General features: G+C 54.0%; 12 protein-coding genes and 3 pseudogenes. 5 read left to right on the top strand and 10 right to left on the bottom strand.

From position 1 onward, the window contains the following. Positions 1 to 440: 440 nt before the first annotated feature. The gene (locus tag EV130_RS32825) at positions 441 to 983 is read right to left on the bottom strand and encodes a hypothetical protein (RefSeq protein WP_012489593.1); all 543 of its coding nucleotides are present in this window, start codon (positions 981 to 983) and stop codon (positions 441 to 443) included. A gap of 354 nt (positions 984 to 1,337) precedes the next feature. Between EV130_RS32825 and EV130_RS31955 the strand changes: the two genes are divergently transcribed. Further along, positions 1,338 to 2,033, top strand: a complete 696-nt coding sequence (locus EV130_RS31955) for a DUF6875 domain-containing protein (protein ID WP_004677746.1) — start codon at positions 1,338 to 1,340, stop codon at positions 2,031 to 2,033. An 85-nt stretch (positions 2,034 to 2,118) separates the two neighbouring features. Beyond that, positions 2,119 to 2,640, top strand: coding sequence for an aminoacyl-tRNA deacylase (locus EV130_RS31950; protein WP_004677747.1), 522 nt, complete (start codon positions 2,119 to 2,121; stop codon positions 2,638 to 2,640). Between the two features lie 155 nt (positions 2,641 to 2,795). Here the strand turns inward: EV130_RS31950 and EV130_RS31945 are convergent. The 4 genes and pseudogenes from EV130_RS31945 to EV130_RS31930 form a co-directional block, all read right to left on the bottom strand. Next, positions 2,796 to 3,131: pseudogene (locus tag EV130_RS31945) on the bottom strand (IS3 family transposase); the annotation flags it as partial. Between the two features lie 61 nt (positions 3,132 to 3,192). Continuing rightward, a complete protein-coding gene (gene istB, locus EV130_RS31940) occupies positions 3,193 to 4,074 on the bottom strand; it encodes an IS21-like element ISRel3 family helper ATPase IstB (RefSeq protein WP_003563080.1) in 882 nt (293 codons plus the stop codon). Continuing rightward, positions 4,071 to 5,330: an IS21 family transposase gene (gene istA / locus EV130_RS31935; RefSeq protein ID WP_074063737.1), complete on the bottom strand. Its 1,260-nt coding sequence runs from the start codon at positions 5,328 to 5,330 to the stop codon at positions 4,071 to 4,073. Before istA ends, istB begins: the two co-directional genes overlap by 4 nt. 149 nt (positions 5,331 to 5,479) lie before the next feature. Beyond that, positions 5,480 to 5,879, bottom strand: a pseudogene (locus EV130_RS31930) (transposase); the annotation flags it as partial. Between the two features lie 900 nt (positions 5,880 to 6,779). Here EV130_RS31930 and EV130_RS31925 point away from each other — a divergent pair. Then, positions 6,780 to 7,805: an LLM class flavin-dependent oxidoreductase gene (locus EV130_RS31925; RefSeq protein ID WP_004677759.1), complete on the top strand. Its 1,026-nt coding sequence runs from the start codon at positions 6,780 to 6,782 to the stop codon at positions 7,803 to 7,805. A gap of 151 nt (positions 7,806 to 7,956) precedes the next feature. After that, positions 7,957 to 8,865 (top strand): transcriptional regulator NodD3, encoded by a 909-nt coding sequence (gene nodD3, locus EV130_RS31920; protein WP_004677763.1) that lies wholly within the window; start codon positions 7,957 to 7,959, stop codon positions 8,863 to 8,865. A 409-nt stretch (positions 8,866 to 9,274) separates the two neighbouring features. Here nodD3 and nodD2 read toward each other — a convergent pair whose 3' ends face one another. Then, positions 9,275 to 10,231 carry a transcriptional regulator NodD2 gene (gene nodD2 / locus EV130_RS31915; RefSeq protein ID WP_004677768.1) on the bottom strand — a complete coding sequence of 319 codons (957 nt, stop codon included), beginning with the start codon at positions 10,229 to 10,231 and terminating at the stop codon, positions 9,275 to 9,277. Positions 10,232 to 10,618: 387 nt separating this feature from the next. On the opposite strand from nodD2, the pseudogene EV130_RS31910 reads away from it, so the two are divergent. Further along, a pseudogene (locus EV130_RS31910) lies at positions 10,619 to 10,786 on the top strand (IS3 family transposase); the annotation flags it as partial. 111 nt (positions 10,787 to 10,897) lie between these two features. Here EV130_RS31910 and EV130_RS31905 read toward each other — a convergent pair. The 4 genes from EV130_RS31905 to EV130_RS31890 all read right to left on the bottom strand — a co-directional run bounded on the left by EV130_RS31905 (position 10,898) and on the right by EV130_RS31890 (position 14,987). Then, positions 10,898 to 12,487 carry a class I tRNA ligase family protein gene (locus EV130_RS31905; protein ID WP_074063730.1) on the bottom strand — a complete coding sequence of 530 codons (1,590 nt, stop codon included), beginning with the start codon at positions 12,485 to 12,487 and terminating at the stop codon, positions 10,898 to 10,900. Between the two features lies 1 nt (position 12,488). Beyond that, positions 12,489 to 12,818: a cupin domain-containing protein gene (locus EV130_RS31900; protein ID WP_004677772.1), complete on the bottom strand. Its 330-nt coding sequence runs from the start codon at positions 12,816 to 12,818 to the stop codon at positions 12,489 to 12,491. Positions 12,819 to 12,839: 21 nt separating this feature from the next. Then, positions 12,840 to 13,619 carry a phytanoyl-CoA dioxygenase family protein gene (locus EV130_RS31895; RefSeq protein WP_004677773.1) on the bottom strand — a complete coding sequence of 260 codons (780 nt, stop codon included), beginning with the start codon at positions 13,617 to 13,619 and terminating at the stop codon, positions 12,840 to 12,842. An 81-nt stretch (positions 13,620 to 13,700) separates the two neighbouring features. Further along, positions 13,701 to 14,987: a lysine N(6)-hydroxylase/L-ornithine N(5)-oxygenase family protein gene (locus tag EV130_RS31890; protein WP_004677776.1), complete on the bottom strand. Its 1,287-nt coding sequence runs from the start codon at positions 14,985 to 14,987 to the stop codon at positions 13,701 to 13,703. Between the last annotated feature and the right edge of the window lie 721 nt (positions 14,988 to 15,708).

Here is a 15,708-nt window from a genome sequence, read left to right as displayed (position 1 = left end):
CTCGTTGGTGAATTCGGGAGGCGCAACCAGCCCGCCTCCCTGAATGAAGCCGGAAAACTCTAGCATCCGGTGGTCCAACGTTTGGGAGCGGTTCAGAAATTCTCAGTGGCAGGTCAGACGCCGGATGAAAATTCAGTGGCAGGTCACACTGTCTCGACCAAGAGATGGAGGACCGCGTCAGCGGTTTCCGCCTCGCCTAAAAAGATAGCGTAAATGCCAAGGTGATAAGGCTGAGGATGCCGCCGAACTTCCCGCGCAGTTTCTTGGCCGAAACGACGATACAGCCGCTCCCCCTAGCAGCGCCTGCACCGGCCGTCAGGCCGGTTAAGCGAAGCGGGTTACCTCGATGAAGCTTGTTTACGGAGGAAACATTTGATTGATGAAAGGATAAACGCGCGCGAGACCGGCTTCTTACTTTTGCTTTCCCACAATAAAACTCGCTAAAATTTCCTGGCTTTTCGATCGACTCTCTTTTGAGAGGAACCCACAGGTGCCCCAGAAGACGCTGGCGATTTATCAATAGATGAAGAACTTGCCGTTGCCATCCCTTCCTCAGGAAGCGTAGCTACTTGAGCGGCACTGTCAATCGCTCTACGGCAGTCATCAAGGAAGTCAGCTATATATTCATTGACATAGACAACCAACGGCTCCTTTGGAACAACAATCAGACGCCGTTTGTCCGTTTTATCCCGAGTGATGTCGATGAACCCACGCAAATGCGCTGCCTCGACATACTTTTGGCAAACAGTCTGGTTTTTGAAAGGCAGATAGCGACACGCCTGCATCTTCGTCATGGGTTTGTTATTGGCGTCCATATGATATACTTTAAGCATCAATCCAAGAATATTCCTCAGGAATAGTTTTTCTTCGGAATTTTCGCTAACGAGATCTGACAAAAACGAGTCAATTTTCTCAAGCTTATGCTTTACGCCGACGTCGATCTGTTCTGGCGTATATATTTCTCTTCGTGTTGTCTTCGCCACGGCCACGCCTCTGCGCAATGGGTCGTTCTGTTTTCACCAAAAGCCTGTTACCGGATCCCATCGCGGCGACATTTATCATATGTATGTCTTCATAACTATGACGAATATAAGAATTTGCGGGCGGTCGTGAGACTAACCTTCATCGTGCACGAGCCCCCGCTCTTGTTTTCACATCCATTTAAAAAAACAGTTACACAAGTGTAACTACGAGTGCTACCAAAAATTCGGGAGCTTCGCTTCCGATGGAAGGTCGGTCTCTTGATTGGCCCCCGACCAGCTCGCCCGCCGCCCGAGCTGGCATGCAAGAGCCCGACCTTCCGTTTTGCACGTGGCTTTTCGAACCAGGGATCCGAAATGAATAAAGAAATTTGGAAAGATTACAGCCAACCTTTCGGGACGATTGGTCCATTGATGACAGTGGGCGAAATTCTGGAAAAGAATATTGATGCGGGATACAACGCCTATGATGAGTATGCAAACGCAGCTCTTCAGAAATTTGCTCGGTATGCCTCAGAATTCCTCTCCAATCCACATCCTCATTTAGGTCGGGACGGGAGCGTTTGCCCTTTCGTTCCCGAGGCTCTGACGAAGGGGCTTTTACGGGTTGCCGCGTCGCAAGCTGTTGCAGTTGACGAAATCGAAAACGATTTGGCGCGTATGCTCGCCGTCTTCAGCCAGATGAAACCCGTAAAGTCCTTCAACGATCGAACGGGCGACTGGATCTATAAGGCCATTATCATTGCCCTTCCTGGAATACAGGATGAAGGAGAGATTATCAGGATTGGTCAACTGCAAAAACGGCTGAAGCCCGACTTCATTCAGGAAGGTTTCATGATCGGTGAATTTTATCCAGGTTGCCCGGAGCCCGGTTTGCACAACAGGATGTTTCGACCGCTCGACACAACGGTTCCAGCCTTGGCTATTCGGCATATCACCAAATATGATGCTCCTTTCATGCTCGATAGCGATAAGTGCCTGGAGGCTTACTTCAGTATTTTTGGGAACGAGGGTCGCCGCCGCATTAGGCAGCTTTTGGAGCGAACCGCCTGAAACTTACTCGCAAGAGGGCTGTACTCGCAGTCGCTGAAACAGCTATCCTCGATCGTCCTACCAGGTGAACCGGAAGGAAACGACTATGTTGGACGTTCATCCGAACGTACTTGCTGAACTGCACCAGATCGGAGCGTCGACGGTACGATTGTGGCGCTATAGTGAGTTCGCCACCCCTATTACATCTCCTTCCGATTTAGCCTCCGCTATCGGCGTTCCCGTGGGGCGCGTTGCAAAGACGATGATTATTGCCGAGCAGAAAGCGAACGATGTGATGCGCCGGTCTCATCCTGCGCGCCACCTTTGTGCCGTTTTGCTGCCATCACCTTCAAAGATTGACATGAAAGCGGTTGCTGGCACGTATGGATGGAAACGAGCCGAGCTTGCTCAGAAAGAACAGGTACTCGATCTCTTCGGCTACCCGTCAGGAAGCGTATCACCATTCGGTCTCCAGAAGATCGCTGTACTGATCGACACCGCCCTTTTTTCTTATCCTACCGTAGTCACAGGTGCGGGCAAGGTTGGAGTCGAGCTTGAGATCGACACAAGCATGCTTTGGAAGATCGGGCAGCCGTTACAGACGCGTGGACGGGCCAGTCAAACCTAACGCCTCGTCACCTTTCATAGAGATGCCGTGAGGTAGGTTATTTCTTCGGGAAAGGAAATGCGGTTCCACGTAACGGCGCCTCGATTAGAGAATGAGGGTTCAATACGTATGTTGCGTAATCGGACTCATAGTGCGCACTATAACGAAAATCGTCACACCCGTCCCAACGTCTGCACGACATCTTCACCTCGATAGCTGTGAGGCGGATCAAGCGCGGGAACATAGCGTGAGAAGGTGGCGACCACCGTCAGGACCCGCAGTTTCTTTCCGGTTGCGAGCTGGTCGTGCACGAAGTCCATCGCCCACACGTCATTTGGTCCGACAGCCATTTGCCGATCCTCGCGAAGTTTCGCCTTAACACGGCGCTTCCGAGTCTTATTCCGCAGCTGCAGTCCCAAGTCCCTGTAAATGCGATAGGTTCGCTTGATGTTGGTGCCCCAACCCTCGCGTTCCAAAAGCACATGCACGCGACGATAGCCGTAGCGCACCCGCGCTCACAGGTGTCAATGCCGCGTGAATTTTCCCCAATAGTGCCGAAGTAAAATTCCCCACTTATGCCGACGTGGATGCCAGGGAGAATTGAGGATTTTTCGGCGGCCGCCCGCGCGGCTTTTGAGGTGGAGCGAATGCGGGCGGAGCAATGAGAGCTTTGGAGCGAACATGCTCCGGCATCAGTTCGGCATGCTGGCGCAACCGGTAACTCGATCCCTCGATTTGCACGACGACGGCGTGATGAAGCAGTCTGTCGAGAAGCGCGGTGGCGACAACGGGATCGCCGAAGACATCGCCCCATTCAGCGAAGCCGCGGTTTGATGTCAGGATCATCGCACCTCGTTCATATCGGGCGTTCACGAGTTGGAAGAACAGATTGCCGCCACCCTGGACGACCGGCAAATATCCGATCTCGTCAACGATGAGCAGGCTTGGCCTGCAGAAGAAGCGAATGCGCTCCTGAAGCCGACCCTCCCGTTCGGAACGGGCCAGCGAACCGATGAGGTCGGCAAGGTTCGTGAAGTAGACGCTCTTTCCAGCTTTGACGGCTTCGACGCCGAGCGCCGTGGCAAGATGACTCTTGCCGGTTCCAGGTGGGCCGAGGAAATGCACGGCCTCGTGTCGATCGACGAAGCCAAGCTGCGCCAGAGTGAAGATGCGATCGCGATCGAGCGAAGGCTGGAAAGTGAAGTCGAAACCAGCGAGTGTCTTGATCGTCGCGAGCCTGCCCATCCGCAGCGCCGTCTTGATGCGGCTGTTCTCGCGTAGGGTCAGTTCCTCGGAAAGAAGGATATCGATCGCTTCGAGTGCAGACAGCTCGCCATGTTCGAGGCGTCGCACGACATGGTCGAGCGCTTCCAGTGCGCGCGGCATCTTCAGGCCCACGAGATCATGGCGAATACGGTCGATCATGGACGGTATTGCATCGAGGGTCGCACTCACGGGCGGTTCTCCTTTGCCAAGACCTTACCGACGGCGTCATAGAAGGCGAGAGACCGCTGCAGCACGGTGTCGCCGGCGGGCTTGACGACAATGGCCTCGCCTCGTGTTCGTGGCCACTGTTGCGGCGTGAGTGCTCGTCGGTGGTCAGGATGAACCCGGCGTTGTTTGCGGCCCTCGAGGACAGGATGCGCGGCGATCAGGGTGCCGTTCTCGAAGATGCGGACCTCGTCGGCAAGCGAATGGACCTCCACCGTTCGACTGCGGGTCGCATCCGGAACGCTGTAGGTGTTGCCGCCGACGCTGACCATGCCCTCCCGCGATACGCGGCGCTCCAGCTTCAGAACGGATTTGAAGGGTGCCAGCGGTAGCGGCCGCAGATACGGACGCTCCTCGGCGAAGGCCTCGTTGACGACACGCTGGGTCGTCGCGTGCTTCCTTGGATTGGCGACGGTGTCGAGCCAGTGCCGGAGCTGGGCGTTCATGTCGTCGAGATTGCGGAACGAACGAGCGAGGAAGAAGTCCTCGCGGATATACCGAAACGGCCGCTCGACCTTGCCTTTTGTCTTGGCTCGGTAGGCCTTGCACGCCTTAGGATGGAATCCATAATGGCGGGCCAGGTCGATGAGAGCACGGTTGTAGATGATGCCCTCCGTCTGACCTTCGCCGATAACAGCAGTCTTCATCCGGTCGTAGAGCACCTCCCGCGGCGCACCACCAATCGCCTCGAAAGCGGCGATGTGGCAACGCAGGACGGTCGGCAAGTTCTGATGCATGACGAAGCGGGCCCAGATGAGGCGGCTGTGACCCAACACCATCGAGAACAACCAAACGATCCTTGGCGTCATTGGCTCATCGGTGAAAACGACATGGAATTGGGCGAAATCGACTTGGGCCTGTTCGCCAGGCGGCGTCTCGAAACGAACTTCGAAACCTGGATTTGCCGAAGGTCGCACGTCACGAAGAAAGTCCGTGACGGCGGTGTAACCGCCGGCATAACCTCGATCCCGGAGTTCTCGGAGCAACCGACTGCCAGTGAGGCCGGGATAGGTCTTCACCCGCTCCCGCAGGTATGAAGCGAACGGATCGATCACCGTCGCGCGAGGCTTTCTCGGCCCATAAGCCGGAGCCTCGAGGCCTCGTTCAATGTATTTGCGCACCGTCTTGCGATCGATGCCTGTTTCTCTGGAAATAGCCGACACCGTCAGCCCCTGCTGATGCAGATCCAGGATCATGATCGTCTCCCTCAGCTTGATCACCAATGTCCCCCTTCCGACCATCGGAAGGAGTATCGGCGATGACGCGCCGCTGGTCTTCCGGGGCGCGCCCCGGAAGACCAGCGGCCGCAGCACCTGGGGAAGATTCAAACGGCACTAATGGGGAGTATTGCTCCGGTACTGACACACAGGTCTAGACCGGCCTCGGCGCGGCGAGAGATGTAGTGATCGGTCGACCGATCGAAGTTCAACGCGCCACAGGCACGCCGGATCGAGATCGCCCAATCGCGGCACATGACACCACCTCCCGCTACCCCTCAGGCCTTAGAGCTTTCGGCGGATGGCGTCCTGCAGCATCTCACGGTCCAACGTCAGATCCGCGACGATCTTCTTCAATCGCGAATTCCCGTCCTCAAGCTGCTTGCGCCTCTTCATCTCTGGCGGCAACATGCCGGCGTACTTTTTCTTCCAGTTGAAGTAAGTCGTCTGACTGATCCCCGCCTTGCGACAAATCTCCGCGATCGAGACGCCCTCATCACCCTGCTTCAAAATGAACGCCTTCTGAGCGTCCGAAAACTGCGATGCCTTCATCGTGTTCCGTTCCTTTTCCCAGCCAGGAAAATGCACCGGAAAACTCTAACCAAAATTGGTCCAGTTTGAAGGGTTGAGAGCAATTTCCCTATCGTAAAACCTGTGATCCTATGAAGTTAAGATGGGGAATGTTAAGGACATACAACAGCGTGCACGAAAGACGCGGAAGCCAACTGCGTCACATCTATTTCTGGTATCGGCGCTGTTGCGCTGCGGCCAAAACCGCACTGGCTCCTGATCCTTCCACCTTCGGAAGGGGCCGTGATCTCGCCTGGGTCGACCGTATGCTAGTTCGATCAGCAACCCTTTGACGGTGAAGATTCCTGGTTATTCACCTGGTGGATCAATGCCATACAAACAATCAATTTTACGAAGCCATGGGATGTTATTAAACACCTCGATTATGAATTGGGGACCCCATGATGTTGCTCCACCGAGAGCAGCCGAGGGCAAGGTCACAGACCTGGCCGGTAAATGGAGACGAACATGGCCAACGTGGAACTGCAGAAGGCGCTCTCGTCTGCCAATCAAGCGCCGAGACATAGCTCTGGGTCCTTTCTTCGCCTACTGCAGGAGCCTCGTCGCATTAAACCGAATACCAGCTTTAACACATTTGGGTCGCCACAAAAGCTGAACAACCACTATCCGATCTTGCCAATCCTTGGCTTCTCAAAAGTGAACGGAGCTGTGGGTATGCGAGATGGGGTGTTACCCACCGCGAAGTCATACATGAATACGAATGATTCAATGTCATTTCAACGTGAGCATTATGATTAGCTCATCGGCGTCAGCATCGTTTTTTAGAACCAGCAGCTTTTCGATGATTCCTGGCGAAAGACATCGGGGCCACCCTCCGGTCTTGGTCACCGAAAATTCGCCGCCAAACTTGGAGACATTTAAATGACAAACTCTCTTCCCGCAAAGCTGATGGTTGGTATCTTCGACCATTTGGACGAAGACGGAAGGGAGATTGGGCGCCAGTATGAAGATCGGATGAAGTTGGCAGAGGTCTGCGATCGCCTTGGCTTTTATGGATATCACGTCGCAGAGCACCACTGTACTCCCCACGGCAGAGGACCTTCGCCGAATCTATTTCTAGCAAGCGTAGCTCAGCGCACGCAGCATCTTCGTCTCGGTCCTTTGGTTATGCTGTTGAACCTTTATCATCCGTTACGTGCGTTTGAAGAAATTTGCATGCTGGATCATCTGAGCGGTGGCAGGCTCGAGTTGGGCATGGGGCGCGGCTCCTTACCAATCGAATGGAGCTTTTTCGGTATTGATGAGGAGGTGGCGACATCGCGCTATCTCGAAGCCAGCGAGATCGTCATCCAAGCGATGAAGGAAGGAGCTCAGGCTCTTTCCTACAAAGGCGACCACTTTGAACTAGACAAAGTCCCGTTGATGTTGCGGCCACACCAACGTCCTCAGCCTCCGACATGGATTACAACCAGTCGTCCTGAGGTTGCGCGCTGGGCGGCTGAGAACGATACAAATCTTGCCTGCGGGGGCCCTGCTTCTGCTGTTCGCCAGATCACTGATGCCTACCGAGCACACGAGAGACGTACCGCCGGGGGCAGGAAACGGGCGCCGTTCCTTGGGTTGGTCCGAATGGTGGTGGCCGGCAGCACGACGAAGCATGCCATTTCGCTCGCGGCCCCGGCTTATCAACGGTGGCTTCGGAGCTTTAGGTTTCTGTACGAGATTAACGGGATACAGACTCCTCAGAACCTCCCGCCGGATTTTGATGCAGCAGTAGACTGTCAGTTGTGCGTAGTTGGTACTGCTGCTTCAGTTAGGCAAGATCTTCTCGATCATGTCGAGGAAGCAGGTGCTAATTATCTTCTTTGCCAGCTGGCGTTTGGTGATTTGCCATTGGAGGCTTCCTATTACACTGCAACGAGCGTTCACTCTGGAGTTATGGCTTAATCTGGACTGGCCTCAGGTTGCTTTCCGATCACAGAGATTAAGTCTCTGTGGCCGCGCCCTCAAATCGATTGAGGAGCGTCAAGGCGAATTCAGCCATCGCCGTAGGAACAGCCATTGTGGAATGGGCTGCACTATTGGATAGTTAAAAGATATGCGATTTAAGGGCCTCGATCTAAATCTCCTTGTCGCGCTCGATGCACTAATGATTGAGCGCAACCTTACTGCGGCGGCACGTAGCATTAATCTGAGCCAGCCCGCAATGAGTGCAGCTGTCCGCCGGCTCCGCTCCTATTTCCGCGATGAACTATTTACGATGCGTGGTCGTGAGTTCGTTCCAACTCCGCGTGCGGAAGACCTCGCGCCTGCGATTCGTGAGGCTTTACAGCATATTCGGCTCAATATCATACCCTGGGATAAATTTACTCCTGATCAATCAGATCGTCATTTCCGAGTAAGCTTATGCGATTTCGTTACAGTTGTTCTTTTTCAGAAGATACTGGAGCGTCTTGCGCGGGAAGCACCCGGCATTAGTTTTGACTTGCTGCCTCTTACTGACAATCCAGACGAGCTTTTGCGACGCGGCGACGTAGACTTCCTTATTAGCCCACCGCTATTCATGTCGAGCGCGCACCCTAAGATAGATCTATTTCAGGAACGACTGACTTGCGTCGGCTGCAGTAATAACAAACAACTTGAGGAAGCCCTTACTGCCGAGGAGTATTCTTCAATGGGGCACGCGGTAGTTAGGTTCGGTCGGACGCAGCAGCCTACCATAGAAGATTGCTTCTTGCAGGAGCATGGCCTCAAGAGGCGGGTCGAAGTCGTTGTTTCAAGCTTTAGCATGATCCCCGCCGCCCTAATGGGCACCGATCGCATCGCAACCGTTCCGTTACGACTAGTTGGGCTTTTTGAGGACACGATACCATTGCGGATGACTGCGCCCCCGATAGCGCTGCCGACATTCACCGAGGCAGTCCAATGGCCGGTACTTCACGACAAAGATCCGGCAAATATCTGGATGCGAGATATAATGGTTCAGGAGGCAGCGCGATTGCCGTGACCATCCTGAAACCTAGGAAGCTGGGCTGCATTGGGAGCGACGACCCGCGACGCGGCCGATTAGCTGAAGACGGCACCACCTGTGAGTGACCCGCAGGCCATTTTATCGACGAAGCTGAGCGCTACGCCCGTCGCCGATCGGCCGCCCTTCGGACGATTGCGCGACGTGCTGTCTAGCACCTTCGGCGGCAAATCGAAGGGTGCTGGGGGACCACAATTGCTCCGCACCGCAACCCGCCGCTACCGCCGCAAATACAGCAACCCAAAACCGTCGGAGCGAACTCAAAACTGGATAAAACTTGGGGGCAAGGTCAGCGGGCCTTCCCCGGATGGATACCTTTGAAAAGCCTCTTTGGTGGCTGTTGAACTTATTCGGGCTCGGGCGGATCTTACTCAAGCAGGAACCTTGGTCAGGAACCGGATTGTTGTAGCAACCCATGTATTTTAGGTGCGTTGGAGGACATCATACGGGAAGCTTCCTCAACCAATATCTCCCTGAACCAGATGCTCCCTGGATCGGCATTATGGAGCGCTGGCCATTGAACAGCTTCTGTGAAGACGGGGAGCGGTAACGGAAGGTTGATGATCCGCAAAGGGAAAGTACTTTCGTAATGCTCGACTAAGCGAAGCGGTAGGTTAGCTATGCGGTTCGTGCCACGCAGGACTGGTGGTATTAAGCTAAACCCTTGCACGACGACCTCCACCCGCCTCTGAATACCATTCTCGAGCAAGAACCAGCCCTCGACCGATGGCTTCAAAAAGCGCCCAAACGCGGCAGCGACGTGTCCCGTGGAGACATATTGCTCGATCGTCAGCGCTGAAGGTAGGTCCACATTTGTCGAACAGGCTACACATACAAACTTCTCTGTGAACAGTTTTGCGCTCGGGTGTGCGCCCGAGAGAAAAAATTCAGGCACGATGAGGAAGTCGACGTCACCGCGGCTAAGCATCTCGTACGGATCACTATCCAAAGGCAGCAACTCAAAGCTGACTGCGGGCGCTTCTCGAGCAACTCGCTCAATGATTTTATTGAAGTATATCAGCATCATGAAATCGGACAGAACTATTCTAAAGCATCTGTCAGACTTCGACGGGTTAAACGGCTCCCAAGAGATGATTGAGCATTGTACCTGCAAGAGAGTTTCACGCACTGCCGAGGCAAGTCCTTCGGCACGGGGCGTCAGCCGAAGTTCTCGACCATTCATTGTAAACAATTCGTCGCGGAAATAGTCCCGAAGCCTACCAATGGCGGCACTCATTGCTGGTTGACTTAGATTGATACTACGTGCGGCAGCCGTTAGGTTGCGCTCGGTCGTGAGCGCATCCAATGCAACGAGCAGGTTTAGATCAAGGCCCTTGAAACGCATCTTTAGTCACATCCAAACAACGGATATTTTATATCCAAACAATCGATTTTTCCAGTACAGAACCTTCCAGCATAGATCCAATGAAGGTTCGTCGAAAAGGCTTAGGTTAGTTTGGTGATCAATTAAGTAGGCCGCATAGTTACGATAGACGTTATAGTTGCAGATAATCCACTTTAAATATCGAATGGCACCTTAGCAATAGGCGATGTGGAGCGGCGTCACCGAGCGACATGAAATGCTAGTGAACGGATGGGCGGAAGTAGGTTCATCATATCGCGATACCGGAGAGGCTTTGCCGTACGCTGGCTATCGACTGGCGGGCTCCTTCTGTTTGGAAGCATGTTCAAGATATTGGTGGCGTGCCAGTAATTTGTGATGAAAAGATCAACGCGCCTGAAGGCGCTTGAGGAAGAGAACGCCACACTGAAGAGACTGCTCGCCGAGCAGATCCTGGATACGGCCCCACTTCCCGAGCTCCTTAAAAAAATAGAAAGGCCCGCCGCCAAGCGCGACGCCGTCGCACGCCAGAAAGCCGTCGTGGGCCTTTCGGAACGAAGTAGGTCGCCCGACTGCCGCCTTGCGTTCTCCGCTATCGAGATGCCGTCATCCGGTCGGCGTCCGCGTTACTCGCCTCGGGATCGTCAAAGCGGTTGCCGTCATTAAAAGCTAAGAATTCGGCCGGACTTGCCTAAATCGTCTTTCATAAGCCTCTATGAAGGCTTCCGGAATCGGGTCGCTAAACAATGGGAAATCAACCGGTTTGCGTAAGCCGGTGCTTGGCCGGATAGTGCCGCCATCGAGCCCCGGCCGCCATCCGGCTCCGAAAAAGAAAGCACCATACCGCGCCGCAAGCATCGGGGTCACAGGATTAAGAAGGCTTAGAAATACGGAAACTTCCGCTGCGCTGACTGAGGTATCTGCCCTTGAAAAAGACGCAACGTCGAAAAAGGCGTCTATGGCGTCCATGGCATCCCAGACGCGCAAGTCCTGCACCGCTTCGGAATATCGTTTAACATTGTGGTTCTGCTCGACTGTCAGCTTGTCGGCCGTCAGCGTCTCGTTACATCCGGCGTACTTGCGCAAAGCCGTTTCGAAAGCACGAATTCTAGCCGCGGTCTGAAGCAGCCCCTCGATCAGAAAATCGTTGTCGTTTGCGCCAAATGGCTTGGCGATGCTAGCCAAATAGTAGCGCAGCACGTTCGTGTCGATATCTGCTGCCACCTCGTCAGCCCACACAGCGTGGTCACGGCTAGTAGAAAATTTCGCCCCTTCGAGCTTATAAAAGTCCTGAATTGCATGGTTGTATGGAATCGCATAACCGCGCGAGAACAAACTAGCAGTAACGCCGATCGTGTAATAAAACCGGTTATCCTGACCCATGAAGAATACGAGTCTCGTGCTCGCGTTGCGCATAGTGTCATCGAGATCTGCGCCATTTTGCTTGCAGAGGCGTTCGATTCCTGTCTCATAGCACCACAATCCTTCAAACCAAGTCATTAAAGTTTGGCCTGCCACCTCCACCGGGGAGTTCAAAGTCACACCACGGTCGAAATGCCGCGACATCGGCAATGCCATCAGTTTTGACCGTAGCCAGTCAAGTTCTTTGCGCTTTATGGATTCCGGCCATCCGCTCGCCTCAATGGCGTGATCGAGCCCCGGAGCAAATTTTTCAAGCTGAAAATGAACCTGTCGAATCGGGCGCAAGATAAGGCTCTGGCCGCATGTCGTGTGAATCGGGTTGCGTAGTAGATTGTGTTGCAGCGCCGAGCCGCAATCTTCGCAAAGGTTACTATCTGTTGGCGCGTTACAAGCTGGACACTCTCCGACCGCGAGTGAGTCTGCGGCGAACTCTTCGCACGTCCCGCAATACAGTTGCTCTCCGTCGCGCAGCTCAACGTAGCCGGACGCTCTTAGTTGGTCGTAGATCGCCAAGCTGCGGTCTTTGTGGTCTTCGCTTGAAGTCCTTACAAATACGTCCGGTTCAATATCAACTGACCGCAGACACTGCAGAATTTCTTCAATGTGCATGTGTGCGACGTCATCAACCGGCCTGCCAAGCTTTCGGGCTTTCACCAGCGTGTAAGTGCCATGTTCGTCCGCACCTGTCACGTGATAGGCCGCGTTGCCTACCATGCGGTGGTAGCGTACGAACACGTCGGCGAGAAGGTACACGCCACCTATATGCCCAAGATGCAGCTTGCCGTTCGGGCACGGCGGCGCCGAGCAGGCAAAAAAAGTATGTTGGTTTGCTCTCAATTCAATCCCACCATATCGAAAGGAACTTTAAGCTGGTTTGAGGGCTGCTATTTTTGATCGCGTGTTTTTGGTGCGGCGCTATATAGACCATCGTGTCCCCACTGACTGCGGAGGTTTCTCCATCGGATTGAAACACGCCGCTGCCCGAGATCAATACCCAGAGTTCGTGCTCTGGGTGCGAATGAAGATCGACCGCATCGCCAGGTACCACCTCCACAATCGATGTGCCGAAAGCCGTTGCGACTGCCTGCGGTAGATGCTCAAGTAACCGGCACACCAGAACGCCATACTCCTGGCGCATGATTGAGCGGTCGATCTGTTTCGTATACATGTTTGCCTCTGTCCTCTGCCTTCAATCGCGATAGAAAATGCCGTTCGGCGGCTTGAGCTCGTCGATGTTGGAGACCTTGCCCTCGGGAGGGTTGTAGGCGCGTTTCAGTTTGTTGTATTCGGCCCTCGTTGGCCCACCAGTTGAGGCACGCTGGAACACGAGATAAATCACCCTTCGAGAATTTTCACTTTTGTTGGGCTTTGAGTAATGTGGGGCATAGTCGTCAAAGATGAAAATGTCACCGGCCTTCCACGTTACGGGCTCCCAGGCCAGCCTGTCCGCGACCTCGGGGTACATTACGCCGCCGGCGTCCATTGGGAACACGCCCTTTTTGTGGTTCCCGGGGCTGAAGAAAAGCCCTCCGTTGTCTGGGCCGGAATCGTCGATGCCTATTGCAACAATCGCGTGCACCATCCGGTCTGGTAGCTTATGTGGGATATGGTAGATGTCCTGATGCGGGCGATAGCCGCCGCTGTCGGAGTACTTAAAGATCAGCAACTCTTTGAGCATGCGGGCATCTTCCCCCAGTAACTCTTCGACGATCGACTCGATACGGTGGTCAGCCAGCAGTAAATCACGCAGGGGGGCGTTAAATTCGAGGAAGTTCTCGACCTTCGAAATGATCCTCCTACCGTCAGTTGTTTTTTCGAACCATATCAGCCATTTGTCTTCACTTGTCTCCCAGCACGAAACATCAGCCACAAGAGCTGAAAGTTTATCTCGGCTTTCTAGATCGAGAAATGACTCAATCCTAATGTATCCAACGTCATCCCATGTTGATTTTTGTTCTTTGGTTAACATGTGTAACTCCTTTTTAGATTTAAAGCCGCCTGGTAAAGCTGCGTCGTGAGCAGGCGCCCCGAGCTGCACTGCACTGGAGTGTTATCTTGCGTTTTGTGTCTCTTGAGCGGGAAGTAAACCTAGGCACCCAAGGATCGGCCGATCTGGGACGTTCAGATAGTATTCACGCCGAAGCAGGCTATTGATGATGCGACCGTTTCGGTAGGCGACGAGCGATAGATTCACACTCTGCAAGCCACTTTGGACTGGGGATCGGTTTTGCAGATATACCTGGCCGGCGGCGTTGTCCTCGAATTGAACGGAGTAATCGTCCTTCACGACCGGCAGACCGCCTTCCATAGAAGCGGAAGCCAATAGGCGATCGATAAACGCTAGCGGGCGAGGCTCGAAACCGGTGGCGAGTACGACCCGATCAGCCACTACAGTCGGTCGCTGACAGGTGCCGTGCGAAGCCAACAGCGCGTGCCAACCGTCCGCATGAGGAGACAACTCCTTCATGACGACTGCGGGTAGCAGTTGAATGACATCGTCAATATTGCCAGTCGCGCTGCGGTGATAGATAGTTTCGTAAATGCGGTTGCTCAATTCTGCTGAAATGCCGTCACTGGTGAGTTTTTCGTCGTCGACAATAGTGCGACGTTTTTTAAGTGGCAGCGAATGAAAGCGCTGGCTGTAAGACGGCGTGTATGACACGTTGATAAAAGAGCTGTCATCCCTCGTGAACAGGTTCCCGCGTGACGTCACCCATGTAATTTTACCGATACCCGGACTGCCCAATAGGTGTTCAACAACCTCCGCACCGCTCTGCCCCCCACCAACGACTAATACGCGTTCACCGATGTCGATTTGTGGCCGATCCAGATAGCTCGCCACATGGTAGACCTTCTCGCCCAGCCAAGGTTTGGCGCATTCGGGAATTGTTGCAACGACACCGACGCCAATCGCAACTGAGCGTGCATGGTAGTGATCTCGAGTCGTCGTCACGCGGTAACCCTCGTCTAATCTGGTTACGTCGGTAACCTCCTCCCCAAACCGGAGTTGTGGCAACTGATGCGCAACCCATTGGAAATACTGTGTGAACTCTCTTCGCGACGTGGTCGCGTCGCACCGGTTTACGAAGCTGTACAGCCGTCCATGCACCGCGAGGTAGTTGAGAAACGAAAACGGACTGGTCGGATCTGCAAGTGTCACACAGTCCTTCAGCGGAGATACCTGCAGGCGACTGTTGGGCAGCAGCAGCCCAGGATGCCAATCGAAGCCGCTTTCCTTTTCGAAAAAGGCAGTGCGCAGCGGCGTCGGACACGCGAGTGCTGCAAGACTAAGATTAAAGGGTCCGATGCCTATACCGATGAGATCCAGCACTTGCATAAACACACTTCCTTTGGTTGGGCGGGCACGTGGGCAGCGATACGGAAATCATTATCGAAGGACGTCTGTCTCCTACACCGCCCTCCACAATGTCTGACTGGCGATTGCGATGTTGAAACGAACCCACGAAAATAAGCGAGTGTAAAGACTTGGGAGGCCGTTGAGATTGACAGACCACGTTCGCCAGCGAGGTTCACCACCATCGCATTCAAGGTCGAATAAGTGAGACCGTAGCCTATCGCAAAGAGAACGGTGGCGACGACGTACAGCAGCTCGCTTCCCGGGTTCAAAACCAAAAGTCCGATCCCAATCAGTGTCGTCACGAAGAGGGTGAGTGCTAGGCGCCCAAGCGGCAACTTACCGATCATACCCGCGACGGAGAATCGCAATGTGACAGTCGTGACGGTGAATGTCAGAAAGAAGACATTCGGTGAGAGTCCGCGCGTTTCGGCATATATGCTTTGAAACGTGGACAGGCCTGCGAACGTACAAGCACCGATCGCCAACATGACCACCGGCAACACCGTTCTCCCCCACAAAATAGACATGGTCGTCGGATCGGATAAGCGACGGCGCTGGTAGAAAGTTGCGGCTGATGCTGATCTGAACCCTTCAAACTGGACCAGTTTTGGTTAGAGTTTTCCGGTGCATTTTCCTGGCTGGGAAAGGGACCAGAAGACGATGAAAGCGTCGCAGTTTTCGGACGCTCAGAAGGCGTTCA

The organism is Rhizobium azibense (assembly GCF_004342325.1).
Lineage (GTDB): Bacteria > Pseudomonadota > Alphaproteobacteria > Rhizobiales > Rhizobiaceae > Rhizobium > Rhizobium etli_B.
Note: the sequence above shows the minus strand (reverse complement) of the source record. Positions and strands in the feature narration are given on the sequence as shown.